The organism is Streptomyces sp. B93, from assembly GCF_018070565.1.
Classification (GTDB): domain Bacteria; phylum Actinomycetota; class Actinomycetes; order Streptomycetales; family Streptomycetaceae; genus Streptomyces.
Genome location: NZ_JAGPXL010000031.1, coordinates 32440 through 52800 on the forward strand (window position 1 = coordinate 32440; position 20361 = coordinate 52800).

The window sequence follows — 20361 nt, forward strand, 5'->3', positions numbered from 1 at the left end:
CGTACCTACGGCCCTGGTTGGGCCGTGCAGAGGATTCACCTCTTAACGGGGGGAGTCCCCATCCCCCCAAGTGAAACTTCGGGCCCAACAAGGAGAGCAGGGAACCCAGATGGCGGAGCTCACGATCCGGCCGGAGGAGATCCGGGACGCACTGGAGACCTTCGTCCAGTCGTACAAGCCGGACGCGGCCTCGCGCGAGGAGGTCGGTACGGTCACCCTTGCCGGCGACGGCATCGCGAAGGTCGAGGGTCTGCCCTCGGCCATGGCCAACGAACTGCTGAAGTTCGAGGACGGCACCCTCGGCCTCGCGCTCAACCTGGAAGAGCGCGAGATCGGTGCCATCGTCCTCGGTGAGTTCAGCGGCATCGAGGAGGGTCAGCCGGTCACGCGCACCGGCGAGGTCCTCTCCGTCGCGGTCGGCGAGGGCTACCTCGGCCGCGTCGTCGACCCGCTCGGCAACCCGATCGACGGCCTCGGCGAGATCGAGACCAGCGGTCGCCGCGCCCTGGAGCTTCAGGCTCCGACGGTCATGCAGCGCAAGTCGGTGCACGAGCCGATGGAGACCGGCTACAAGGCCGTCGACGCCATGACCCCGATCGGCCGTGGTCAGCGTCAGCTGATCATCGGTGACCGCCAGACCGGCAAGACCGCCCTGGCCGTCGACACGATCATCAACCAGCGCGACAACTGGCGCACCGGCGACCCGAAGAAGCAGGTCCGCTGCATCTACGTCGCCATCGGCCAGAAGGGCTCGACCATCGCCTCCGTGCGTGGTGCCCTCGAAGAGGCCGGCGCGCTGGAGTACACGACCATCGTCGCCGCCCCGGCATCCGACCCGGCCGGCTTCAAGTACCTCGCCCCCTACACCGGCTCGGCCATCGGCCAGCAGTGGATGTACGAGGGCAAGCACGTCCTGATCATCTTCGACGACCTGTCGAAGCAGGCCGACGCCTACCGTGCCGTGTCGCTGCTGCTGCGCCGTCCGCCGGGCCGTGAGGCCTACCCCGGTGACGTCTTCTACCTGCACTCCCGCCTGCTGGAGCGCTGCGCCAAGCTCTCCGACGACATGGGTGCCGGTTCGATGACCGGTCTGCCGATCGTCGAGACCAAGGCCAACGACGTCTCGGCGTTCATCCCGACCAACGTCATCTCCATCACCGACGGCCAGTGCTTCCTGGAGTCCGACCTGTTCAACGCCGGTCAGCGTCCGGCCCTGAACGTCGGTATCTCGGTCTCCCGAGTCGGTGGCTCCGCCCAGCACAAGGCGATGCGCCAGGTGTCGGGACGTCTCCGTGTGGACCTCGCCCAGTTCCGTGAGCTGGAGGCGTTCGCCGCCTTCGGTTCGGACCTCGACTCCGCGTCGAAGGCACAGCTGGAGCGCGGTCAGCGCATGGTCGAGCTGCTGAAGCAGGCTCAGTACCAGCCGATGGCCACCGAGGACCAGGTCGTCTCCATCTGGGCCGGTACCAACGGCAAGATGGACGAGGTGCCGGTCAACGACATCCGCCGCTTCGAGAAGGAGCTGCTGGAGTACCTGCACCGCAAGGAGCAGGGCCTCATGACCTCCATCAAGGAGGGCGGCAAGATGTCGGACGACACCATCCAGGCGATCGACGGCGCCGTCGCGGAGTTCAAGAAGCAGTTCGAGACCTCGGACGGCAAGCTGCTCGGCGAGGACGCCCCGTCCGCCGCCAAGTGACGTAAGGAAGGGACCTGACTCATGGGAGCCCAGCTCCGGGTCTACAAGCGTCGCATCCGATCCGTCACCGCGACCAAGAAGATCACCAAGGCGATGGAGATGATCGCCGCCTCGCGCGTCGTCAAGGCGCAGCGCAAGGTGGCGGCCTCCACGCCGTACGCGACCGAACTCATTCGGGCGGTCACGGCGGTCGGTACGGGTTCGAACACCAAGCACCCGCTGACCACGCAGGCCGAGACGGTCACGCGGTCCGCGGTGCTGCTCATGACGAGCGACCGCGGTCTCGCCGGTGCCTTCAACTCCAACGCCATCAAGGCCGCGGAGCAGCTGACCGAGCGGCTGGAGCGCGAGGGCAAGGAGGTCGACACGTACATCGTCGGCCGACGCGGTGTCGCCCACTACAACTTCCGTGAGCGCAAGATCGCGGAGTCGTGGTCGGGCTTCACCGACGAGCCGACGTACGCGGACGCCAAGAAGGTCGCGGCTCCGCTGATCGAGGCCGTCCAGAAGGACACGGTGGACGGCGGTGTGGACGAACTCCACGTCGTGTACACCGAGTTCGTGTCGATGATGACGCAGACGGCGCTCGGCGATCAGCTGCTGCCGCTCAGCCTCGACGAGGTCGCGAAGGAGGCGGCGCCGAAGGGCGAGATCCTTCCGCTGTACGACTTCGAGCCGTCGGCGGAGGACGTCCTCGACGCCCTGCTGCCGCGCTACGTGGAGAGCCGGATCTACAACGCCCTTCTCCAGTCGGCCGCTTCGAAGCACGCCGCCACACGGCGCGCGATGAAGTCGGCCACCGACAACGCCGGCGACCTCATCGAGAACCTCACCCGGCTTGCCAACCAGGCCCGCCAGGCCGAAATCACCCAGGAAATCAGCGAGATCGTCGGTGGCGCCAGCGCCCTGGCCGACGCGACCGCGGGGAGTGACTACTAAATGACCACCACTGTTGAGACCGCGGCGGCTACGGGCCGCGTCGCCCGGGTCATCGGCCCGGTCGTCGACGTGGAGTTCCCCGTCGACGCGATGCCGGACATCTACAACGCCCTCCACGTCGAGGTCGCCGACCCGGCGAAGGCCGGCGAGAAGAAGACGCTGACCCTCGAGGTCGCCCAGCACCTGGGCGACGGCCTGGTCCGCGCCATCTCCATGCAGCCGACCGACGGCCTGGTCCGTCAGGCCCCGGTGGCCGACACGGGCGTGGGCATCAGCGTCCCGGTCGGCGACTTCACCAAGGGCAAGGTGTTCAACACCCTCGGTGAGGTGCTGAACGTCGACGAGACCTACGACGGCGAGCGCTGGTCCATCCACCGCAAGGCTCCCGCCTTCGACCAGCTCGAGTCCAAGACCGAGATGTTCGAGACCGGCCTGAAGGTCGTCGACCTGCTGACCCCGTACGTCAAGGGCGGCAAGATCGGTCTGTTCGGTGGTGCCGGTGTCGGCAAGACCGTGCTGATCCAGGAAATGATCATGCGTGTCGCCAACCTCCACGAGGGCGTCTCCGTCTTCGCGGGCGTCGGCGAGCGCACCCGTGAGGGCAACGACCTCATCGCGGAGATGGAAGAGAGCGGCGTTCTCGACAAGACCGCACTCGTCTTCGGCCAGATGGACGAGCCGCCGGGGACCCGTCTGCGCGTCGCCCTGGCCGGTCTGACCATGGCGGAGTACTTCCGCGATGTGCAGAAGCAGGACGTGCTGTTCTTCATCGACAACATCTTCCGCTTCACCCAGGCGGGTTCCGAGGTGTCCACCCTGCTCGGCCGTATGCCGTCCGCGGTGGGTTACCAGCCGAACCTGGCGGACGAGATGGGTCAGCTCCAGGAGCGCATCACGTCGACCCGCGGTCACTCGATCACCTCGATGCAGGCGATCTACGTTCCCGCGGACGACCTGACCGACCCGGCCCCGGCCACCACGTTCGCCCACCTCGACGCGACGACGGTGCTCTCCCGTCCGATCTCGGAGAAGGGCATCTACCCGGCCGTGGACCCGCTGGACTCGACGTCCCGGATCCTTGACCCGCGGTACATCGCGCAGGAGCACTACGACTGCGCCATGCGCGTCAAGGGGATCCTCCAGAAGTACAAGGACCTCCAGGACATCATCGCGATCCTCGGTATCGACGAACTGAGCGAGGAGGACAAGCTCGTCGTCCACCGCGCCCGCCGCGTCGAGCGCTTCCTGTCCCAGAACACCCACGCCGCCAAGCAGTTCACCGGCGTGGACGGTTCGGACGTGCCGCTGGAGGAGTCGATCACCGCGTTCAACGCGATCTGCGACGGCGAGTACGACCACTTCCCGGAGCAAGCGTTCTTCATGTGCGGTGGTCTTGAGGACCTGAAGAACAAGGCGAAGGAGCTGGGCGTCTCCTGAGCCCCGCGCTCACCGTGAGCCCCAGCGCTCACGTCCGAGGGGGCGGGTACGTCCCGCCCCCTCTTTCACGCCCACTAGACTTGTAACCAACACCCGGCATACCCGCCGGGTGGTGACCCGAGGAGCCACCCTTGGCTGCTGAGCTGCACGTCGAGCTGGTCGCCGCCGACCGAAAGGTCTGGTCCGGCGAGGCCACCCTGGTCGTCGCGCGCACCACGTCCGGCGACATCGGCGTCATGCCCGGTCACCAGCCGCTGCTCGGTGTGCTGGAGTCGGGCCCGGTGACCATCCGTACGAGTGATGGTGGAACCGTCATCGCCGCGGTGCACGGCGGTTTCATCTCGTTCGCGGACAACAAGCTGTCGCTGCTGGCAGAGATCGCCGAGCTGTCGGACGAGATCGATGTCCAGCGCGCGGAGCGGGCCCTCGAGCGGGCGCAGTCGAAGGCCGACGCCTTCGCACAGCGCCGCGCGGAGGTCCGACTGCGTGCGGCGACGGCGCACTGAACCAGGGCGTCGTCGGCTGACGTCACTCAGCCGCGGCCGGCACCGGAGCGATCCGGAGCCGGTCGCGGCTGAGGCAGATATGGAAGTTTTTTCCGTTCCGTTACCTAGGAGACGAGGAGGTCGGTGTCGATGGTCCTCGCTCTGACTGTGTGCGGATCGGTCGTCGCCCTGGTGGTGCTGGGACTGTTCGTCTTCGGTCTGCGGCGCAGGCTGATCCAGCGCTCCGGCGGCACCTTCGACTGTTCCCTGCGCTGGGAAGCCTCCGAGCAGGACGACACCGGCAAGGGCTGGGCCTACGGTGTGGCCCGCTACAACGGCGACCGCGTCGAATGGTTCCGCGTCTTCTCCTACGCCCCCCGTCCGCGCCGCACCCTGGAGCGTTCCGCCATCGAGGTGGCCGGTCGCCGGGTCCCCGCGGGCGAGGAGGAACTGGCGCTGCTCTCCGACGCGGTCATCCTGACCTGTCTGCACCGCGGCACGCGGCTCGAACTGGCGATGAGCGAGGACGCGCTGACCGGGTTCCTCGCCTGGCTGGAGGCGGCTCCTCCGGGTCAGCGCGTCAACGTGGCCTGACGGTGCGTCACAGCGGGCAGATCTCGCCCCGGTAGACGCCGGGGGCGGTGGTCTGTCCGACCACGATCGTCTTGGTGTGCTCGGTGGCTATGTTCACCGTGACGGTGGCGGGCCAGGCCGACAGCAGGGCGGCGAGAGCGGCCGCGCACCCGCCGAGACATGCCGTCCGGGCCTTGGGCCTGCTGGTCTTGCGTGTCATGACGTTCCCCCGTTGAGAGTTCAAGGTGTCTTCCGAGACCTGAAGTCTCCCTGGGGTGCGCGGCCCGGACACCTGCCGTCCGGCCCCCTCACGGGTGCCCAACGTCCCTGGTGCGCGTACGCCGGGGGCGCGTCCGGAACGCGCACGCCGCGGACAGACGTACGGTCTGTCCGCGGCGTGGCTCTCGGTGTGCGGTACGGGTTACTTCAGGCCGTTGCTGATGGCGTTCACCAGCTCACCGTTGCTGGTGTCGCCGCTGAACTCCCAGAAGAACGCGCCGCCCAGGCCCTGGTTCTTGGCCCAGGTCATCTTGCCGGCGATCGTCGACGGGGTGTCGTACGACCACCACTGGGTGCCGCAGTGGGCGTACGCCGTGCCCGCGATGGTGCCGGTGACGGGGCAGGAGTTCTTCAGGACCTTGTAGTCCTCGATGCCCGCCTCGTAGGTGCCGGGTGCCGCGCCGGTCGCCGTGCCGCCGGGGGCGGACTGGGTGACGCCGGTCCAGCCGCGGCCGTAGAAGCCGATGCCGAGCAGCAGCTTGGCGGACGGCACGCCCTTGGCCTTGAGCTTGGCGATCGCGTCCGCGGAGTTGAAGCCCGCGGTCGGGATGCCGGAGTACGAGGTGAGCGGGGAGTGCGGGGCGGTCGGGCCGGTGGTCGCCCAGGCGCCGAAGTAGTCGTACGTCATCACGTTGTACCAGTCGAGGTACTGCGCGGCGCCGCCGTAGTCGGCGGCGTCGATCTTGCCGCCGGAGGAGCCGTCGGCGGTGATGGCCGCGGTGACCAGGTAGTTCGGGCCGAACTCGGTGCGCAGCGCGGACATCAGGTTCTTGAAGGCCGCCGGACCCGAGGTGTCACAGGTCAGACCGCAGGCGTTCGGGTACTCCCAGTCGATGTCGATGCCGTCGAAGACGTCGGCCCACCGCGGGTCCTCCACGACGGCCTTGCAGGACTTGGCGAACGCTGCGGCGTTCTGCGCGGCCTGGCCGAAGCCGCCGGAGTAGGTCCAGCCGCCGAACGAGTACAGCACCTTGATGTGCGGGTACTTCGCCTTCAGCTGCCGCAGCTGGTTGAAGTTGCCGCGCAGCGGCTGGTCCCAGGTGTCGGCGGTGCCGCTGACGGACTGGTCGGCGGTGTAGGCCTTGTCGTAGGCGGCGTAGGTGTCGTCGACCGTGCACTGGCCGTTCTTCACGTTGCCGAAGGCGTAGTTGATGTGGGTGATCTTGGACGCGGAGCCCGAGGTCACCAGGTTCTTGACGTGGTAGTTGCGGCCGTAGACGCCCCACTCGGTGAAGTACCCGAGGTTGATCTTGCTGGTGGGGCCGGGGTCGGTGGAGCCGCCGGTGGTGCGCACGGCGCGGGCGCCGGAGACCGGGCCGGTCTGGTCGGCGGTGTCCCGGGCCTGGACGGTGTACGAGTAGTCGGTGCCCGCGGTCAGACCGGTGTCGGTGTAGGTGGTGCCGGTGACCGTGGCGACCTTGCTGCCGCCGCGCAGGACGTCGTAGTTCTTGATGCCCTTGTCGTCGGTGGCCGCGCTCCAGCTGAGCTTCACCGAGGTGTTGGTGATCTCGGAGGCGCTCGGGGTGCCGGGCGCGGAGGGCGGGTTGTCACCGGGGACGGTGGGGCCGCCGTCGCAGCTGCCGCCGTTGAGCTTGCAGCCGGTGGGGGCGCCGGAACCCGAGCCGTTGAAGCCGAAGGAGACGGATGCGCCCGGGGCGAGGCTGCCGTTCCACGACTTGTTCTTGGCGGTCCAGTGGTTGCCGGAGGACGTCACGTCGGCGTCCCACGCGGAGGTGACGGACGTGCCGGAGGGGAAGTCCCACTCGACCGTCCAGGAGCTGATGGTGGTGGTGCCGGTGTTCTTCACCGTCCACTTGCCCTCGAAGCCGGAGCCCCAGTCCTGGGTCTTGGCATAGGTGGCGGTGGCCTCGGTGGCCGCCTGGGCGGGAGCCGCGAGCCCGACCAGTCCGGCGAAGGGGAGGAGCAGGGTCGCGAGCCCTGCCGCCGCTCTGTGTCTGAAGCGCATGCCGCGCCTCCTTATGGGGGTGTGGGGGGCATGACTGAGCCTTCACGCCCACGGTGCCGCGAGAATAGAAAGGTCTGGACCACGGGTCAATAGGTCTGGACCACTTGACATCCGGCCCGACTAGATCCCCAACTCCTGCGCCAGCACCGCCGCTTGCACCCGGCTGCGCAGCTCCAGCTTCCCCAGCAACCGGCTGACGTGCGTCTTCACCGTCGCCTCGGCCATGTCCAGGCGCACCGCGACGTCCGCGTTCGACAGCCCCTCACCCAGACACGACAGCACCTCGCGTTCCCGCCGCGTCAGGCTCTCCAGCACCGCCGGATCGGCCTTCGGCCCCCGCGCCGGAGCCGCCGCGAACTCCGCGATGAGACGCCGGGTGACGGCCGGGGCGATCAGACCCTCGCCGCCCGCCACCGTCCGCACCGCCGTCAGCAGGTCGTTGGCGTCGGTGTTCTTCAGCAGGAAACCGGCGGCGCCCGCGCGCAGCGCGCCGAACACGTACTCGTCGAGGTCGAAGGTGGTCAGCACCAGCACGTCGGCCAGCCCCTCGCCCACCACCCGGCGGGTCGCCGACACCCCGTCCAGCAGCGGCATCTGTATGTCCATCAGCACCACGTCCGGCCGCAGCTCACGGGCGAGTTCCACCGCCCGCTCACCGTCCGCCGCCTCCCCGACCACCTCGATGTCGGGCGCGCTGCCCAGGATGAGCACCAGCCCGGCGCGCACGGCGGACTGGTCCTCGGCGACGAGGACGCGGATCATACGGATTCTCCTTCGGTGACGGGCAACTGCGCGCGTACGGCCCAGACCTCGCCGTCCGGGCCGTCCAGCGGACCGGCGTCCAGCGTGCCGCCCAGCAGGGTGGCCCGCTCCCGCATCCCGACCAGACCGGCGCCGGAACCGGGTGCGCGCGGGCCGTCGTGGCCGCCGTACGGGCTGGTGACGGTGAGGGTGAGGCAGTCGCTGCGGCGGCGCAGGACGACGTGGACGCGGCCCGGTCCGGCGTGCTTGAGGGCGTTGGTCAGGGACTCCTGGACGATGCGGTACGCCGCCAGCTCCACCGGCGCGGGCAGCCCGGCGCCGTGGGCGGCGTCCAGGGTGACGTCGAGGCCGTTGGCGCGGGCGGTGCCGACCAGCGCGCCGAGCCCGTCGAGAGTGGGCGCGGCGGTCGGCCCGGTCCCGGCGCCCGCGTCCCGCAGCAGCCCGATCAGCCGGCGCATCTCGGCCAGTCCCTCGACGCTGTTCTCCCGGATGACACCGAGTGCCTGCCGGGAGGTGCCGGGGTCGTCCAGGGAGAGCGCGGCGGTGGAGTGGATGGCGATCGCGGAGAGGTGGTTGGCGACCATGTCGTGCAACTCCCGTGCCATCCGGGCGCGTTCCGCGGTGACAGCCTGGGCCCGGTCCATCTCGGCCAGCAGCGCGGTCTGCTCGGCGCGCAGCCGGGCGGCCTCGGCCGCGTCCCGGTGGTTGCGCACGATCAGGCCGGTGGAGGCGGGACCGAACGACACGATCCCCACCACGACCCCGATCAGCAGCGCCTCCGGCACCCGCCACACCGCGAACGGCACCACGGCACCGGCCACCGTGAGCAGCCCGGTGATCCAGGGGATGCGGCGGGCCGCGGCGGGCGTGCCGTACAGGACGGCGGCGTACATCAGGTCCGTGTAGAGCAGGATGGTGACCACGCTGCCCCGGGTGACCGTGTCCGCGGCCAGCGCCGCCGTCCCGATCAGCACCCCGGTGCGCGGCCGGGACCGGCGCAGCAACTCACAGCCCGCGGTCACGGCGAGGGGGACCAGCGCCGCCCAGCCCGGCGGCCACAGCACCAGGGAGTCGTCCGGCAGCCGGGGGAACAGCCCCACGGCCCACAGCAGCAGCCCGCCGAGCAGCCCGCCCAGCGCGACGTATCCGTCGAAGCGGTGCGGGCGCGGGAGTCGTACGGCCATGACCCCATCCAACACGCGGCGGGCGCCCGCCGCCTGATGCCGGGGGAGGGTCCCGGACTGCATCCTTCGATGTACCCGGGGTTCGTCACCGGCGACGACGAAACCGGCCCGGTCCGACGGGAGCCTGGAAGGGTGACCGAAAGGAGCGAGCCGTGATCGTCGCGTTGATCGTCGCCTGCGAGGTCGGCTTCTGGGTGCTGCTGGCGCTGGGCCTGGCCGTCCGCTACCTGCTGGGGCGGCGGCGCCTGAGTGTGGTGCTGCTGCTGTGCGAGCCGCTGCTGGAGGTGGTGCTGTTCGTCGCCACCGCGGTCGATCTGCGGGGCGGCGCCGAGCCAAGCTGGGAGCACGGCCTGGCGGCGCTCTACATCGGCTTCACTGTGGCGTACGGCCACTACACGATCCGCTGGCTCGACGGCCACGCCGCCCACCGGCTGGCCGGGGCGCCGAAGCCGACGGGACCGCCCCGCTACGGCCTGGCCCGCGCCGCGCACGAGGGCCGCCTGTGGCTGCGTACCGTCCTCGCCGCCGCCGTCGCCTGCGCACTGCTCCAAGGGGCGGTGTGGTACGTCGGTGACGACGGCGACACGTCCTCGCTGCGGTCGTTCCAGTGGACGGCCCTGCGCGTCGCCGGTATCCACGGCGTGATCGCGCTGACGTACCTGCTCTGGCCGAAGAAGGCGCCCGGGAACGCACCCGGGAAGGCGCCCGGGAAGGCGCCCGGGAAGGCGCCCTCAGCGCTCCCCGCCCGGGACCCAGAGCACGTCCCCGACACCGAGGTTCGCGGTCCTCGCGAGGATGAACAGCAGGTCCGATAGCCGGTTCAGATAGGTCGCCGTCAGGGGGTTCATGGTCTCGCCGTGCACCTCGAGGGCCGCCCAGGTGGAGCGCTCGGCGCGGCGGACGACCGTGCAGGCCTGGTGCAGCAGGGCCGCGCCGGGGGTGCCGCCGGGGAGGATGAAGGAGCGCAGCTTCTCCAGCCGCTCGTTGAACCGGTCGCAGTCGGCCTCCAGCCGGTCCACGTAGAACTGCTCGACCCGCAGCGGCGGGTACTCGGGGTTCTCCACCACCGGCGTCGACAGGTCGGCGCCCACGTCGAACAGGTCGTTCTGCACCCGGGTGAGCACCTTGACGACCTCCTCGCCGAGGCCGCCCAGGGCGATCGCCGTGCCGATCACCGCGTTCGCCTCGTTGGCGTCGGCGTACGCGGCGATCCTGAGGTCCGTCTTGGGGACCCGGCTCATGTCCCCGAGGGCGGTGGTGCCCTTGTCCCCGGTCCGCGTGTAGATGCGCGTCAGATTGACCATGCGGCCAGCGTAGTGACGTACGGAGTGCGCGGCTCAACTAGGCCGTACGGAGCGTCCCGAGACCCCTGCCGGTGTGATGTCCGTCATGTGAGACGTGACGCGTATTACTTAGCGGTCACAGGGCCGCTCACTCCCGCTAGTGTCCGCGTGAGAGCACAACGACAGCGCGTATCAGGGGAGTCGCACAGTGGCAGGGAAGCTCGCCGTCATCGGGGCCGGTCTCATGGGTTCCGGCATCGCCCAGGTCTCCGCCCAGGCGGGCTGGGACGTCGTCCTGCGCGATGTGACCGACGAGGCGCTGAAGCGGGGCACCGACGGCATCAAGGCCTCCTACGACAAGTTCGTGGCCAAGGGCCGGATGGAGGCGCACGACGCCGACGCCGCCCTCGCCCGGATCACCACGACCACCGATCTGGACGCGGCCGCCGACGCCGACATCGTCGTCGAGGCCGTCTTCGAGAAGCTGGAGGTCAAGCACGAGATCTTCCGCACCCTCGACAAGATCACGCGCCCGGAGGCCGTCCTCGCCTCCAACACCTCCGCCATCCCGATCACCAAGATCGCGGCCGTGACGGAGCACCCGGAGCGCGTCGTCGGCGCCCACTTCTTCTCACCGGTGCCGATGATGCAGCTGTGCGAGCTGGTGCGCGGCTACAAGACCAGCGACGAGACCCTCGCCACCGCGCGGCAGTTCGCCGAGTCGGTCGGCAAGACCTGCATCGTCGTCAACCGCGACGTCGCGGGGTTCGTCACCACCCGGCTGATCTCGGCGCTCGTCGTCGAGGCGGCCAAGCTGTACGAGTCGGGCGTCGCCACCGCCGAGGACATCGACCTCGCCTGCAAGCTGGGCTTCGGTCACGCGATGGGCCCGCTGGCCACCGCCGACCTCACCGGCGTCGACATCCTGCTGCACGCCACGAGCAACATCTACACCGAGAGCCAGGACGAGAAGTTCGCTCCGCCGGAGCTGATGCGCCGGATGGTTGACGCCGGTGACATCGGGCGCAAGAGCGGGCAGGGCTTCTACAAGCACTGACACCGCACTCGGCCTCCGGAGTATCACACCCCGGGGTGAATTCGGTATCGGTTCGCTTACAGACGGCAACCTCTGGGGGCGCACGGCCGTCAGAGGTTGCAACACCTGGTTGCCGTCCCCGGACGCAAGACCCGCTTGCAGATCTGTCGCACCACCCGTTGCACGGCCGCACACAGTACCGGGACGCACCACCAGACATCACGACGCGGAGCACGAGACGCACGCACGGGAGCGCATATGCACATCAGGGGCGACCACGCCGAGCTGGTCGTCGGGGGCCGCCTCGACGTCCGCAGCGCGGCGGACGCCCGTGCGGTCCTGCACTCGGCCGTCGACGACGGAGTCGGCGACCTGGTGCTCGACCTGTCCGAACTGGACTCCTGGGACGCCACCGGACTCGGGGTGATCATGGGGGCCCACCGAAGAGCCGGCCGCTGCGGCCGTCGGCTGGTGCTGCGCGACGTGCCACCCCAGATGCAGCGCCTGCTGGTGGCCACCCGATTGCACCGCATCCTCGCCATCGAGGGCGGCATCGGCCTGGAGTCGCTGCCCCGGGTGTGACCCGCGGTCCGGCCGCGACGGTGGCCATCCGCACGACGCGCACAATCCTCACGAGACCGTGACCTCTCGGACGGCTCGGTACCCCGGGCTGTCGTAGATACTGAGCGAAGGTTTACGGTTCGTCTGCCCGCCGCCCGGAACCCCACAGACCGACACCCCTTCGAGCGGGCACCGGACCAGCAGCGACAGCGCAGTGTGCGGCGAGGCCGGGAGGGGCTGGACGAGCACACGACGCTTTGGGGGGCTTGAAACCCATGGACCCGAACACCCGGGGGCCCGAGGACCACGGCCAGGACGGTCGCGGCACCTCCCAGTCGAGTGAATTCGACACCGGGGGAGGCCACGCACCGCGCCAGCGCCCGCCCAGGGACCCCCTCGCCACCGACTTCGCCCAGCACGCGCCCGCGCTCGCCCGCACCGTGCGACTCGTCACCGGCGAACTCCTGCTCACCGTCAACCCCGTCGACGGCAGTGAGATCGAACCCTGCCCGCCGACGGAACGCCCCGAGCGCCCGCGGAAACTGACCGCCGCCCAGCGCGCCGAGGCCGACCGCGCCGCCCGCCCACCGGGCCCCGCCGGACCCGCCCGGCCCGGACTGCCGCTCCTCGGCCGCCAGGACGAACGCGAGCAGCTCGTACGTCTCCTCGCCCGCGGTCGCTCCGTGCGCCTCACCGGCCCCGCGGGCTCCGGCCGCAGCCGTCTGCTCGACCTCGTCGCCGACGACTGCGCCGACCTCGCGCCCGACGGCGTGGTCCGCCTGTCCGGCTTCCACCGCACCACCGCCGACCTGCTGCACGACCTCTTCTACGCCGTCCACGACGCCCCGCACCACCGCCCCGAACCGGACGAACTGCTCGCACTGGTCCGGGAGATCGGCGCCGTCGTGGTCGTGGACGACCTGGAGGCCGGGGGCACCGCCCTCGACGAACTCCTCGACGCCACCCCCGAGTGCGCGTTCCTGTTCGCCGCCACCCCCGACGTGCCCGCGCCCTCCGCGGACGCCGACATCGAGGAGGTCACGCTCCCCGGCCTCGACCGTGCGGGCGGCCTGGAACTCCTCGAACTGGCCGTCGGCCGCCCCCTCACCGAGGAGGAGGCCAACTGGGCGGGCGACCTCTGGTTCGAGTCCGAGGGCCTGCCGCTGCGCTTCGTCCAGGCCGGAGCCCTGCTGCGGCAGCTCGACCGGCTGCGCGCCGGGGCCGACGCCATCGACGAGTTCGGCGTCTTCGAGGACGCCCCGCCGGTCGACGCGCCGGTCGACGGTTCCTCGGTCAGCGCCCCCACCGGCGCCGACGACATCCCGCTGCCGTCGCTCGCCGAGGGCGCCGCCCCCGCCGAACTGCTCGCCTCCCGGCTCAGCGGATCGGCCCGCGACACCCTGCGGTTCGCCGTCGCCCTCGGCGGCGAGGTCCCGCACCAGGCCCATCTGCCCGCCCTCGTCGGCGACACCCACGCGGACGCCGCGCTCGGCGAGCTGCTCGACTGCGCGCTGGTCTCCCCGGTCGGCCCCCGCTACCGGCTCGCCGCCGGGGTGCGCACCCAGCTGGAGGCCGCCGGGTACGCCGACGACATCGAGGACCGGGCCCGCACCGCCGCCCAGCACTACGGCTGGTGGGCCGGACACCCCTCGGTCACCCCGGAGCGGGTGTGTGCCGAGGCGGACGCCGTGCTCGCCGCGCTCGCCGTCCTCGTACCGGTCACCACGCCCCCCGCCGAGGACGAGGAGAGCACCACCGTCCAGCTGGCCCGCGCCGCCGCGCCCGCGTTCGCCGCCGGGCTGCACTGGACCGCCTGGGAGCGGGCGCTGCGGTCCGGCGCCGAGGCCTCCCGGCTCGCCGGCCAGGTCGCCGAACAGGCCTACTTCCACCATGAGCTGGGCGTCCTCGCGCTGTGCGAGGGGCGCCTGGAACGGGCCCGCGCCGAACTGGAGGCCGCCATCGGCCTGCGCGGCGCGCTCTCCGACAAACGCGGCACCGTCTCCGGCCGCCGAGCCCTCGCCCTGGTCACCGACCGGTCCGGCCTGCCCCCGGCCCTCGGGCCCGCGGGGGAGGAGGTGCCCGCGGCGCCGCACGAGGAGTCCGCGCCGCCGCCCGCCGCGCTCGGGGCCTTCCCGCCGCTGAAGCGGCCCGCCGACACCGGCACCCTGGTGACCCGTCAGTCCGCCGCGGACCCCGGCCCCGACCGGCACTCCCGGGGCGGCCTGCGCGGCCTCGCCAAGCGCAACCTCGTCGCCGCGGGCGCGGGCGCCCTGCTGGCCGCCGTGCTCGGCACGGTGGTCACGCTCGGCGCCACCTCGAGCAACGACGCCGACAACCCCTCCGACCAGGTCGGCGGCGGCCCGTCCGCCAGCCAGGGCACCGACGACGGCAGCCTCGGCGCCGAGGAGGCCGGGCAGGACACCGACAGCGACACCGGTACGGCGACCAGCCGGGCCTCCGAACCGGGCCCCGACGGCACGCCCGGTACCTCCGACGACCCGGCCCCGACGCACTCCGGCGGCACGACGCCGACCGAGCCGTCCGACGCCCCGAGCGGCACCCAGGGCACGGGTACGGGGCGTCCGTCGGACTCGCCCACGAAGTCGCCGTCGAAGCCGCCGTCGACCTCGACCAAGCCGCCCACCACGCCGACCACGCCGCCGACGGAGACCGAGGAGCCGACGACCCCTCCGCCCGACCCTGAGCCGTCCGACTCGGAGACGCCGCCGGAGACGCCGATCACCTCCGACTCGGCCAGCGGTCCGGTGGAGACGACGGCGAGCGCCTCGGAGGACGGCGAGGCGGGTGCGCCGGACACCGAGGAGCCGGTGATGTGACGCGAAGGAGGCTCCGCCCGGCCAGGGCGGAGCCTCCTTGTGTCCTCCCCGTGTCCTCCCGCGTCAGAACAGCCGCAGCTTGTCGTCCTCGATGCCGCGCAGGGCGTCGTAGTCCAGGACCTGGCAGCCGATGCCGCGGTCGGTGGCGAGGACGCGCGCCTGGGGCTTGATCTCCTGGGCGGCGAAGATGCCGCGGACCGGCGCGAGGTGCGGGTCGCGGTTCAACAGCTCCAGGTAGCGGGTGAGTTGCTCCACCCCGTCGATCTCGCCGCGCCGCTTGATCTCCACCGCGACGGTCTGCCCGTCGGCGTCCCGGCACAGGATGTCGACGGGTCCGATGGCGGTCATGTACTCGCGCCGGATGAGGGTGTAGCCGTCGCCGAGGGTCTCGATGCGGTCGGCGAGCAGTTCCTGGAGGTGGGCTTCGACGCCGTCCTTGATCAGGCCAGGATCCACGCCGAGTTCGTGCGAGGAGTCGTGCAGGACCTCGTCCATGGTGATGATGAGCTTCTCGCCCGCCTTGTTGACGACGGTCCAGACGCCTTCCTCGTCGCCGGTCCCCTCCTTCAGGGTGCAGGGCGGCGACATCCAGTTGAGGGGCTTGTAGGCCCGGTCGTCCGCGTGGATCGAGACGCTGCCGTCCGCCTTGACCAGGATCAGACGGGGCGCCGAGGGAAGATGGGCGGTGAGTCGTCCGGCGTAGTCGACGGAGCATCGGGCAATGACGAGACGCATGGTCGGCAACGCTACTCGACGCCCCCCGGCGCACGCGATTCGCCTGCCTCCCGCCCGCCTCCGCCAACCCGTGGGCGCGCACCGGACGCCCCAGTTCTCCCGGAACACTCCTGTTCGTTCGTGGCCGATTGTGCGCCTACTGACAGCTGTCTGTGTGCGCATTCTCCTGGTGCCGCCTCCGGCAGTTGCCTACCGTATTAAACGGGAGGTCGCGATGTGTGTACTGAGCGTGTCCAAGGTCGCGGTCTCCCATACCTGTCCGGCAACCCCTGCCGTTTGGGGGTGCGAGAGGAGAACCCATGTCGCTCGACGTCTCACCGGCCCTACTCGAACAGGCCGAGCGAGGCGAGGTCGACGAAGCTGACTTCGTCGACTGCGTCCGGACCTCCCTGCCTTACGCATGGGAGATGATCAGCTCCCTGGTGGCCCAGCTGAAGGTGGACGGCGGAGAGTTCGCCGACAACCAGACGCCCCCGCCGGACGAGCAGGCGCGCGGCCAGTTGCTGCGCGCGCTCGCGAGTGACGCCATCCGTGGCGCGCTCCAGCGGCACTTCGGTGTGCGGCTGGCCTTCCAGAACTGCCACCGGGTGGCGGTGTTCCCGCTGGACGCCTCGGCGGACGACAGGCTGGCCCGCTTCACGTCGGTCCGCGGACAGCTGCTGAACCAGTCTCCGGAACTGCGGGACTGCTGACGCGGTGAGCCGCCGGCTTGCCGCTCCGTACGCGGGAGGTGCAGTCAGTACCGGAGCGGCAAGCCCGCCGCGGCTTCGCCCCGCCTGCGGCGAGGGGCCACACGCTCACCTCGCCGCACGCTCACCGCAGTTGCGGCAGCACCTCGGCCCCCAGCCGTCGTACGTTCTCCTCGGTTGCCGCCAGGTCGCCGGAGCCCTCCACCAGCAGGGCGAAGCGGGAGATCCCGGTGCGCTCGCTGGAGGCCGCCAGCCGGTCGACGCACAGCCGTGGGGTGCCCACCGGGTGCAGGCCGCAGAGCAGTTCGGTGTAGGCCAGCGGATCGCGCATCCGGCGCTCCCGGCCGTCGACCGTCACATGGGCCTCAAGCCCCTGTTTCAGCCAGCCCGGCAGCGCCTTCGTCAGGGTCTCCACCGCGTCGGTGCGCCGGTCCGCGATCTGGCAGACCCCGGCCGAGACATGGCCGGCATGGGCGATCTCGTCCGGCGGTCGGCCGACGGCGCGCGCGTGCTGCCGCCACAGGGCGACCATCTCGGCCTTCTCCTCGTCGCCCACGTGCATCCCGAGCAGCATGGGCAGTCCGCGCTCGGCGGCCAGCCGCACGCTCGCCGGGGAGGTGCAGGCGACGAGCACCTCGGGGCCCTCGGTGGCCGTCAGGGACTCCGACGGCCGCGGTACGACGGGCACGGAGCGGAAGCGGAAGTGCTCACCGGTGGCCTCGACGGTGGGTTCGCGCAGCCAGCGCACCAGCAGATCGAGTGATTCCGGGAACCCCTTCTCGTAGGCCTCGAGACCGGTTCCGAACACCTCCAGGTCCACCCACGGCCCGCCCCGTCCGACGCCCAGCGAGAGGCGCCCGCCGGACGTCATGTGCAGCAGCGCGGCCTGCTCGCCGAGTGCCACGGGGTGCTGGGTGGACAGCACGCTGACCGCCGTACCGACCCGGATCCGCTCGGTGCGGCCGAGCAGCAGCCCGGCCAGGGTGATCGCCGACGGACAGCTGCCGTACGGCACGAAATGGTGCTCGGCCAGCCAGACCGAGTCGAGCCCCGCTTCCTCGGCCACCTCGGCGGAGCGGACCGCGCGGTGCAGCGCCTCCCCCTGGCCCTGACCCGGGAACCGGGCCGCCAACACGAAACTTCCTACGCGCATCGCACTTCCTGCTTCCTTGGCTCCGACACGGAGCTCCCCCACTCGGCATAACCGTCTGACACGTGCCGAGGACACGGCTTGGCGAAGGGATTTGCGGATTGTCTGCCAAATGTGCGGTGCGGTACGGGGCTTCGACGGGGGAAATGCGAGGATCACGGCGTCCGCGTACCCGTGCCGGGCCCGCGTAGGCTTGATGTGGCCCCGTTACCTGTATAGCTCCGTGAGGTGTCCCGTGTCCCCGCGTCGCAATCGACCCAAGGGCTCCGGTGCCGCCGGCCCCAGCGCCGAGGACGACCGCCCGGGCCGCTACGGCGGCTGGCAGTCCACGGAGCGCTGGCAGGGCGAGGAGTGGAGCGTGCGGCACGTGGCGGGGGCGAGCGCGGCGGGCAAGACGTACCGCTGCCCCGGCTGCGACCAGCTGATCCCCTCCGCCGTGCCGCACGTGGTGGCCTGGCCGGAGCACGCGGGCGTCGACGACCGCCGGCACTGGCACAAGGCCTGCTGGAACGCACGGGACCGCCGCACCACATCGGTACGACGGTCCCGCAACGCGCCGAGGTTCTGAGCCCGTTCGCTACACGTCCCGCTGCTCCTGGAGCGCCACGGCGCCCGCGAAGGCGACGGCCGTCACCCCGAGGATGATCCACAGCGGGTCCCAGCCCGACGGACCGGACTCCGACAGCGAGTTGGCGTAGAAGATGCTCAGCTGGTTGGGGATCGAGTATTCGAAGAGTGCCTCGCGCAGGCCCTCCAGCGACGACGCGAACATGAACAGCGCGATCACCAGCGGGGCGAGCACCGCGGCGATCATGACGGTGATGGCGCCCGCCGAGTGCCGGATGATCGAGCCGACGACGAGCGAGAGCAGCCCGAGCAGCGCGATGTAGAGCGAGACGCCGACGGTGCCCTTCAGCCACTCCGCGCCGGTCGGTTCCCTGGCCTCGGTCACCAGGCTCACCTGCACCAGCGCGACGAACCCGGCGGACACCAGCGTCACCACGAACGCCAGCGTGAAGAACACGATCGCCTTCGCCGCCAGCACCCGGCCCCGGCTCGGGCACGCGGTCATGGTGGTGCGGATCATGCCGGTGCCGTACTCGGAGGCGGTCGTCAGCACGCCGAGCGTGATGATGCACATGGTGCCCAGCAGCAGCCCGAAGAAGCCCAGCGCCAGCGCGCTCTCACCGCCGAGGTCGCCCTCGGAGGAGCCGGACACCAGGAACCCGGCCAGCAGACCGATCCCGACGACCAGCAGGACGAAGACCCCGAGCGTCCACATCGTGGAGCGCACCGAACGGATCTTGGTCCACTCGGAGGCGATCGCATGGCCCAGGTGCGTGGGCTTGACGGGGATCGGTGACGTGTAGCCGGGGTACGGCCCCGCGGGCACCGGAGTCTGCGGCGTGCTCATCGAACGTCCTCGGGCTTGTTCAGGTCGGTGGGGGTGGGTTCCTGGGTCTGCTCAGGGGCGGGCGCCTGAGACGCGGGAGCCTGCGCGGGCTGCTGCGGGGCGGACGGCGGCTGCTGCGGGGCGGGCGCGCCCTGCGGAGCGGCGGGCGCCTGCGGCGGGGTGGCCGGGGCCTCCTGGGGAGCGGCGGGCGCCCCCTGGAGGTACGGATTGCCCGCCGGCGCCCCCGGCGCGCCGTACCCCGGCCCGCCCTGCTGGGGCGGCGGCGGGGCGTACCAGCCCGGCTGCCCCTGGCCGGGCACCGGCATCACCGGCTGGGCGGCGCCGGGCGGCGGTGCCTGCATCAGCCCCGCCTTCTGGTCGGCCGTGGACCGGTAGTCCACCGCGCCCTGTGTCATCCGCATGTACGCCTCCTCCAGGGAGGCCTGGTGCGGCGACAGCTCCCACAGCCGTACGTCCGCCTCGTGCGCGATGTCACTGATGCGGGGCAGCGCGAGACCCGTCACCCGCAGCGCCCTGTCCTGCTCGGGCAGCACCTGACCGCCTGCCTCGGTGATCGCCACGGTCAGCTTCTCGCGCTGCTGCGGCTCGCTGTCCGGCGTCCGCACGCGCGCGAACCCCGCGGAGTTCGCGGCGATGAACTGCTGCACGCTCATGTCGGCGAGCAACTGTCCGCGCCCGATGACGATGAGGTGGTCGGCGGTCAGCGCCATTTCGCTCATCAGGTGGGAGGAGACGAAGACGGTACGGCCCTCCGCCGCGAGCGCCTTCATCAGGTTCCGCACCCAGAGGATGCCCTCGGGGTCGAGCCCGTTGACCGGCTCGTCGAAGAGCAGCACCTGGGGGTCGCCGAGGAGCGCGGCGGCGATGCCGAGCCGCTGGCCCATGCCGAGGGAGAAGCCCTTGGAGCGCCGCTTGGCCACGTCCTGGAGGCCGACCACACCGAGCACCTCGTCCACCCGGCGGGCGGGGATGCCGGACAGCTGGGCGAGGGAGAGCAGGTGGTTGCGGGCCGACCGGCCGCCGTGCACGGCCTTGGCGTCGAGCAGCGCGCCGACCTGACGGGGCGCGTTCGGCAGCTTCCGGTAGGGATAGCCGCCGATCGTCACCTGGCCCGCGGTCGGGTTGTCCAGGCCGAGGATCATGCGCATGGTCGTCGACTTGCCGGACCCGTTGGGGCCGAGGAAGCCGGTGACGGCGCCGGGTCGCACCTGGAAGGAAAGGTTGTACACAGCGGTCTTGTCGCCGTAGCGCTTGGTCAGGCCGACTGCCTCGATCATGCTCCGCACCCATCGAAAGGTTCAGGACAGCGGGGCACACGCCCCCGTAAGGGTT

General features: G+C 70.9%; 20 protein-coding genes. 11 read left to right on the forward strand and 9 right to left on the reverse strand.

Annotated elements, in window-relative coordinates; translation table 11 throughout:
* Positions 1-109 precede the first annotated feature (109 nt).
* The 5 genes from atpA to KBY47_RS25435 all read left to right on the forward strand — a co-directional run bounded on the left by atpA (position 110) and on the right by KBY47_RS25435 (position 5154).
* Entirely contained in the window at positions 110-1699 is a 1590-nt protein-coding gene (gene atpA / locus KBY47_RS25415; protein ID WP_210924616.1) for a F0F1 ATP synthase subunit alpha, read from the forward strand.
* Positions 1700-1720: 21 nt separating this feature from the next.
* Complete coding sequence (locus KBY47_RS25420; RefSeq protein WP_210924618.1) at positions 1721-2638, forward strand: F0F1 ATP synthase subunit gamma; 918 nt, start codon at positions 1721-1723, stop codon at positions 2636-2638.
* Positions 2639-4075 (forward strand): F0F1 ATP synthase subunit beta, encoded by a 1437-nt coding sequence (gene atpD / locus KBY47_RS25425; RefSeq protein ID WP_210924621.1) that lies wholly within the window; start codon positions 2639-2641, stop codon positions 4073-4075.
* 131 nt (positions 4076-4206) lie between these two features.
* The gene (locus KBY47_RS25430) at positions 4207-4581 is read left to right on the forward strand and encodes a F0F1 ATP synthase subunit epsilon (protein ID WP_210924623.1); all 375 of its coding nucleotides are present in this window, start codon (positions 4207-4209) and stop codon (positions 4579-4581) included.
* A gap of 129 nt (positions 4582-4710) precedes the next feature.
* Positions 4711-5154, forward strand: coding sequence for a DUF2550 domain-containing protein (locus KBY47_RS25435; protein ID WP_210924625.1), 444 nt, complete (start codon positions 4711-4713; stop codon positions 5152-5154).
* Positions 5155-5161: 7 nt separating this feature from the next.
* Here the strand turns inward: KBY47_RS25435 and KBY47_RS25440 are convergent, their stop codons facing one another.
* The 4 genes from KBY47_RS25440 to KBY47_RS25455 form a co-directional block, all read right to left on the reverse strand.
* Entirely contained in the window at positions 5162-5353 is a 192-nt protein-coding gene (locus KBY47_RS25440; protein ID WP_210924627.1) for a hypothetical protein, read from the reverse strand.
* Between the two features lie 201 nt (positions 5354-5554).
* Complete coding sequence (locus KBY47_RS25445) at positions 5555-7378, reverse strand: glycoside hydrolase family 18 chitinase (RefSeq protein ID WP_210924629.1); 1824 nt, start codon at positions 7376-7378, stop codon at positions 5555-5557.
* Positions 7379-7498: 120 nt separating this feature from the next.
* Positions 7499-8140, reverse strand: coding sequence for a response regulator transcription factor (locus KBY47_RS25450; RefSeq protein ID WP_210924631.1), 642 nt, complete (start codon positions 8138-8140; stop codon positions 7499-7501).
* Positions 8137-9324: a sensor histidine kinase gene (locus tag KBY47_RS25455; protein ID WP_210924633.1), complete on the reverse strand. Its 1188-nt coding sequence runs from the start codon at positions 9322-9324 to the stop codon at positions 8137-8139. Before KBY47_RS25455 ends, KBY47_RS25450 begins: the two co-directional genes overlap by 4 nt.
* Before the next feature lie 152 nt (positions 9325-9476).
* On the opposite strand from KBY47_RS25455, the gene KBY47_RS25460 reads away from it, so the two are divergent.
* Complete coding sequence (locus KBY47_RS25460; protein ID WP_210924635.1) at positions 9477-10139, forward strand: hypothetical protein; 663 nt, start codon at positions 9477-9479, stop codon at positions 10137-10139.
* Here the strand turns inward: KBY47_RS25460 and KBY47_RS25465 are convergent.
* Positions 10056-10628, reverse strand: coding sequence for a cob(I)yrinic acid a,c-diamide adenosyltransferase (locus KBY47_RS25465; RefSeq protein ID WP_210924637.1), 573 nt, complete (start codon positions 10626-10628; stop codon positions 10056-10058). The genes KBY47_RS25460 and KBY47_RS25465 overlap by 84 nt on opposite strands.
* A gap of 187 nt (positions 10629-10815) precedes the next feature.
* Here KBY47_RS25465 and KBY47_RS25470 point away from each other — a divergent pair, with 187 nt between their 5' ends.
* The 3 genes from KBY47_RS25470 to KBY47_RS25480 all read left to right on the forward strand — a co-directional run bounded on the left by KBY47_RS25470 (position 10816) and on the right by KBY47_RS25480 (position 15041).
* Positions 10816-11664 (forward strand): 3-hydroxyacyl-CoA dehydrogenase family protein, encoded by an 849-nt coding sequence (locus KBY47_RS25470; RefSeq protein ID WP_210924639.1) that lies wholly within the window; start codon positions 10816-10818, stop codon positions 11662-11664.
* Between the two features lie 237 nt (positions 11665-11901).
* Positions 11902-12225, forward strand: coding sequence for an STAS domain-containing protein (locus KBY47_RS25475; protein ID WP_210924641.1), 324 nt, complete (start codon positions 11902-11904; stop codon positions 12223-12225).
* A 254-nt stretch (positions 12226-12479) separates the two neighbouring features.
* Positions 12480-15041 carry an ATP-binding protein gene (locus tag KBY47_RS25480; protein WP_210924643.1) on the forward strand — a complete coding sequence of 854 codons (2562 nt, stop codon included), beginning with the start codon at positions 12480-12482 and terminating at the stop codon, positions 15039-15041.
* Positions 15042-15104: 63 nt separating this feature from the next.
* Here the strand turns inward: KBY47_RS25480 and nucS are convergent, their stop codons facing one another.
* Positions 15105-15776 (reverse strand): endonuclease NucS, encoded by a 672-nt coding sequence (gene nucS / locus KBY47_RS25485; protein ID WP_210924646.1) that lies wholly within the window; start codon positions 15774-15776, stop codon positions 15105-15107.
* Positions 15777-16075: 299 nt separating this feature from the next.
* Here nucS and KBY47_RS25490 point away from each other — a divergent pair, with 299 nt between their 5' ends.
* A complete protein-coding gene (locus KBY47_RS25490; protein ID WP_210924648.1) occupies positions 16076-16468 on the forward strand; it encodes an SCO5389 family protein in 393 nt (130 codons plus the stop codon).
* A gap of 121 nt (positions 16469-16589) precedes the next feature.
* Here the strand turns inward: KBY47_RS25490 and KBY47_RS25495 are convergent, their stop codons facing one another.
* A complete protein-coding gene (locus tag KBY47_RS25495; RefSeq protein ID WP_210924650.1) occupies positions 16590-17618 on the reverse strand; it encodes an LLM class flavin-dependent oxidoreductase in 1029 nt (342 codons plus the stop codon).
* 232 nt (positions 17619-17850) lie between these two features.
* On the opposite strand from KBY47_RS25495, the gene KBY47_RS25500 reads away from it, so the two are divergent.
* A complete protein-coding gene (locus KBY47_RS25500; protein WP_210924652.1) occupies positions 17851-18183 on the forward strand; it encodes an ATP/GTP-binding protein in 333 nt (110 codons plus the stop codon).
* 9 nt (positions 18184-18192) lie between these two features.
* Here the strand turns inward: KBY47_RS25500 and KBY47_RS25505 are convergent, their stop codons facing one another.
* Together KBY47_RS25505 and KBY47_RS25510 are read right to left on the reverse strand one after the other, a co-directional pair.
* Positions 18193-19029: an ABC transporter permease gene (locus KBY47_RS25505; protein ID WP_210924654.1), complete on the reverse strand. Its 837-nt coding sequence runs from the start codon at positions 19027-19029 to the stop codon at positions 18193-18195.
* Positions 19026-20306, reverse strand: a complete 1281-nt coding sequence (locus KBY47_RS25510) for an ABC transporter ATP-binding protein (protein ID WP_210924656.1) — start codon at positions 20304-20306, stop codon at positions 19026-19028. The genes KBY47_RS25505 and KBY47_RS25510 overlap by 4 nt, the downstream gene beginning before the upstream one ends.
* Positions 20307-20361 lie beyond the last annotated feature (55 nt).

Bases quoted from the DNA above. Each gene is read 5' to 3' on its own strand.
- KBY47_RS25435 (WP_210924625.1), top strand. From the start codon at position 4,711: ATGGTCCTCGCTCTGACTGTGTGCGGATCGGTCGTCGCCCTGGTGGTG.
- KBY47_RS25420 (WP_210924618.1), top strand. From the start codon at position 1,721: ATGGGAGCCCAGCTCCGGGTCTACAAGCGTCGCATCCGATCCGTCACC.
- KBY47_RS25465 (WP_210924637.1), bottom strand. From the start codon at position 10,628: ATGGTCAATCTGACGCGCATCTACACGCGGACCGGGGACAAGGGCACC.
- KBY47_RS25490 (WP_210924648.1), top strand. From the start codon at position 16,076: ATGTCGCTCGACGTCTCACCGGCCCTACTCGAACAGGCCGAGCGAGGC.
- KBY47_RS25455 (WP_210924633.1), bottom strand. From the start codon at position 9,324: ATGGCCGTACGACTCCCGCGCCCGCACCGCTTCGACGGATACGTCGCG.
- KBY47_RS25495 (WP_210924650.1), bottom strand. From the start codon at position 17,618: ATGCGCGTAGGAAGTTTCGTGTTGGCGGCCCGGTTCCCGGGTCAGGGC.
- atpA (WP_210924616.1), top strand. From the start codon at position 110: ATGGCGGAGCTCACGATCCGGCCGGAGGAGATCCGGGACGCACTGGAG.
- KBY47_RS25510 (WP_210924656.1), bottom strand. From the start codon at position 20,306: ATGATCGAGGCAGTCGGCCTGACCAAGCGCTACGGCGACAAGACCGCT.
- KBY47_RS25505 (WP_210924654.1), bottom strand. From the start codon at position 19,029: ATGAGCACGCCGCAGACTCCGGTGCCCGCGGGGCCGTACCCCGGCTAC.
- atpD (WP_210924621.1), top strand. From the start codon at position 2,639: ATGACCACCACTGTTGAGACCGCGGCGGCTACGGGCCGCGTCGCCCGG.
- KBY47_RS25450 (WP_210924631.1), bottom strand. From the start codon at position 8,140: ATGATCCGCGTCCTCGTCGCCGAGGACCAGTCCGCCGTGCGCGCCGGG.
- KBY47_RS25475 (WP_210924641.1), top strand. From the start codon at position 11,902: ATGCACATCAGGGGCGACCACGCCGAGCTGGTCGTCGGGGGCCGCCTC.
- KBY47_RS25480 (WP_210924643.1), top strand. From the start codon at position 12,480: ATGGACCCGAACACCCGGGGGCCCGAGGACCACGGCCAGGACGGTCGC.
- KBY47_RS25445 (WP_210924629.1), bottom strand. From the start codon at position 7,378: ATGCGCTTCAGACACAGAGCGGCGGCAGGGCTCGCGACCCTGCTCCTC.
- nucS (WP_210924646.1), bottom strand. From the start codon at position 15,776: ATGCGTCTCGTCATTGCCCGATGCTCCGTCGACTACGCCGGACGACTC.
- KBY47_RS25440 (WP_210924627.1), bottom strand. From the start codon at position 5,353: ATGACACGCAAGACCAGCAGGCCCAAGGCCCGGACGGCATGTCTCGGC.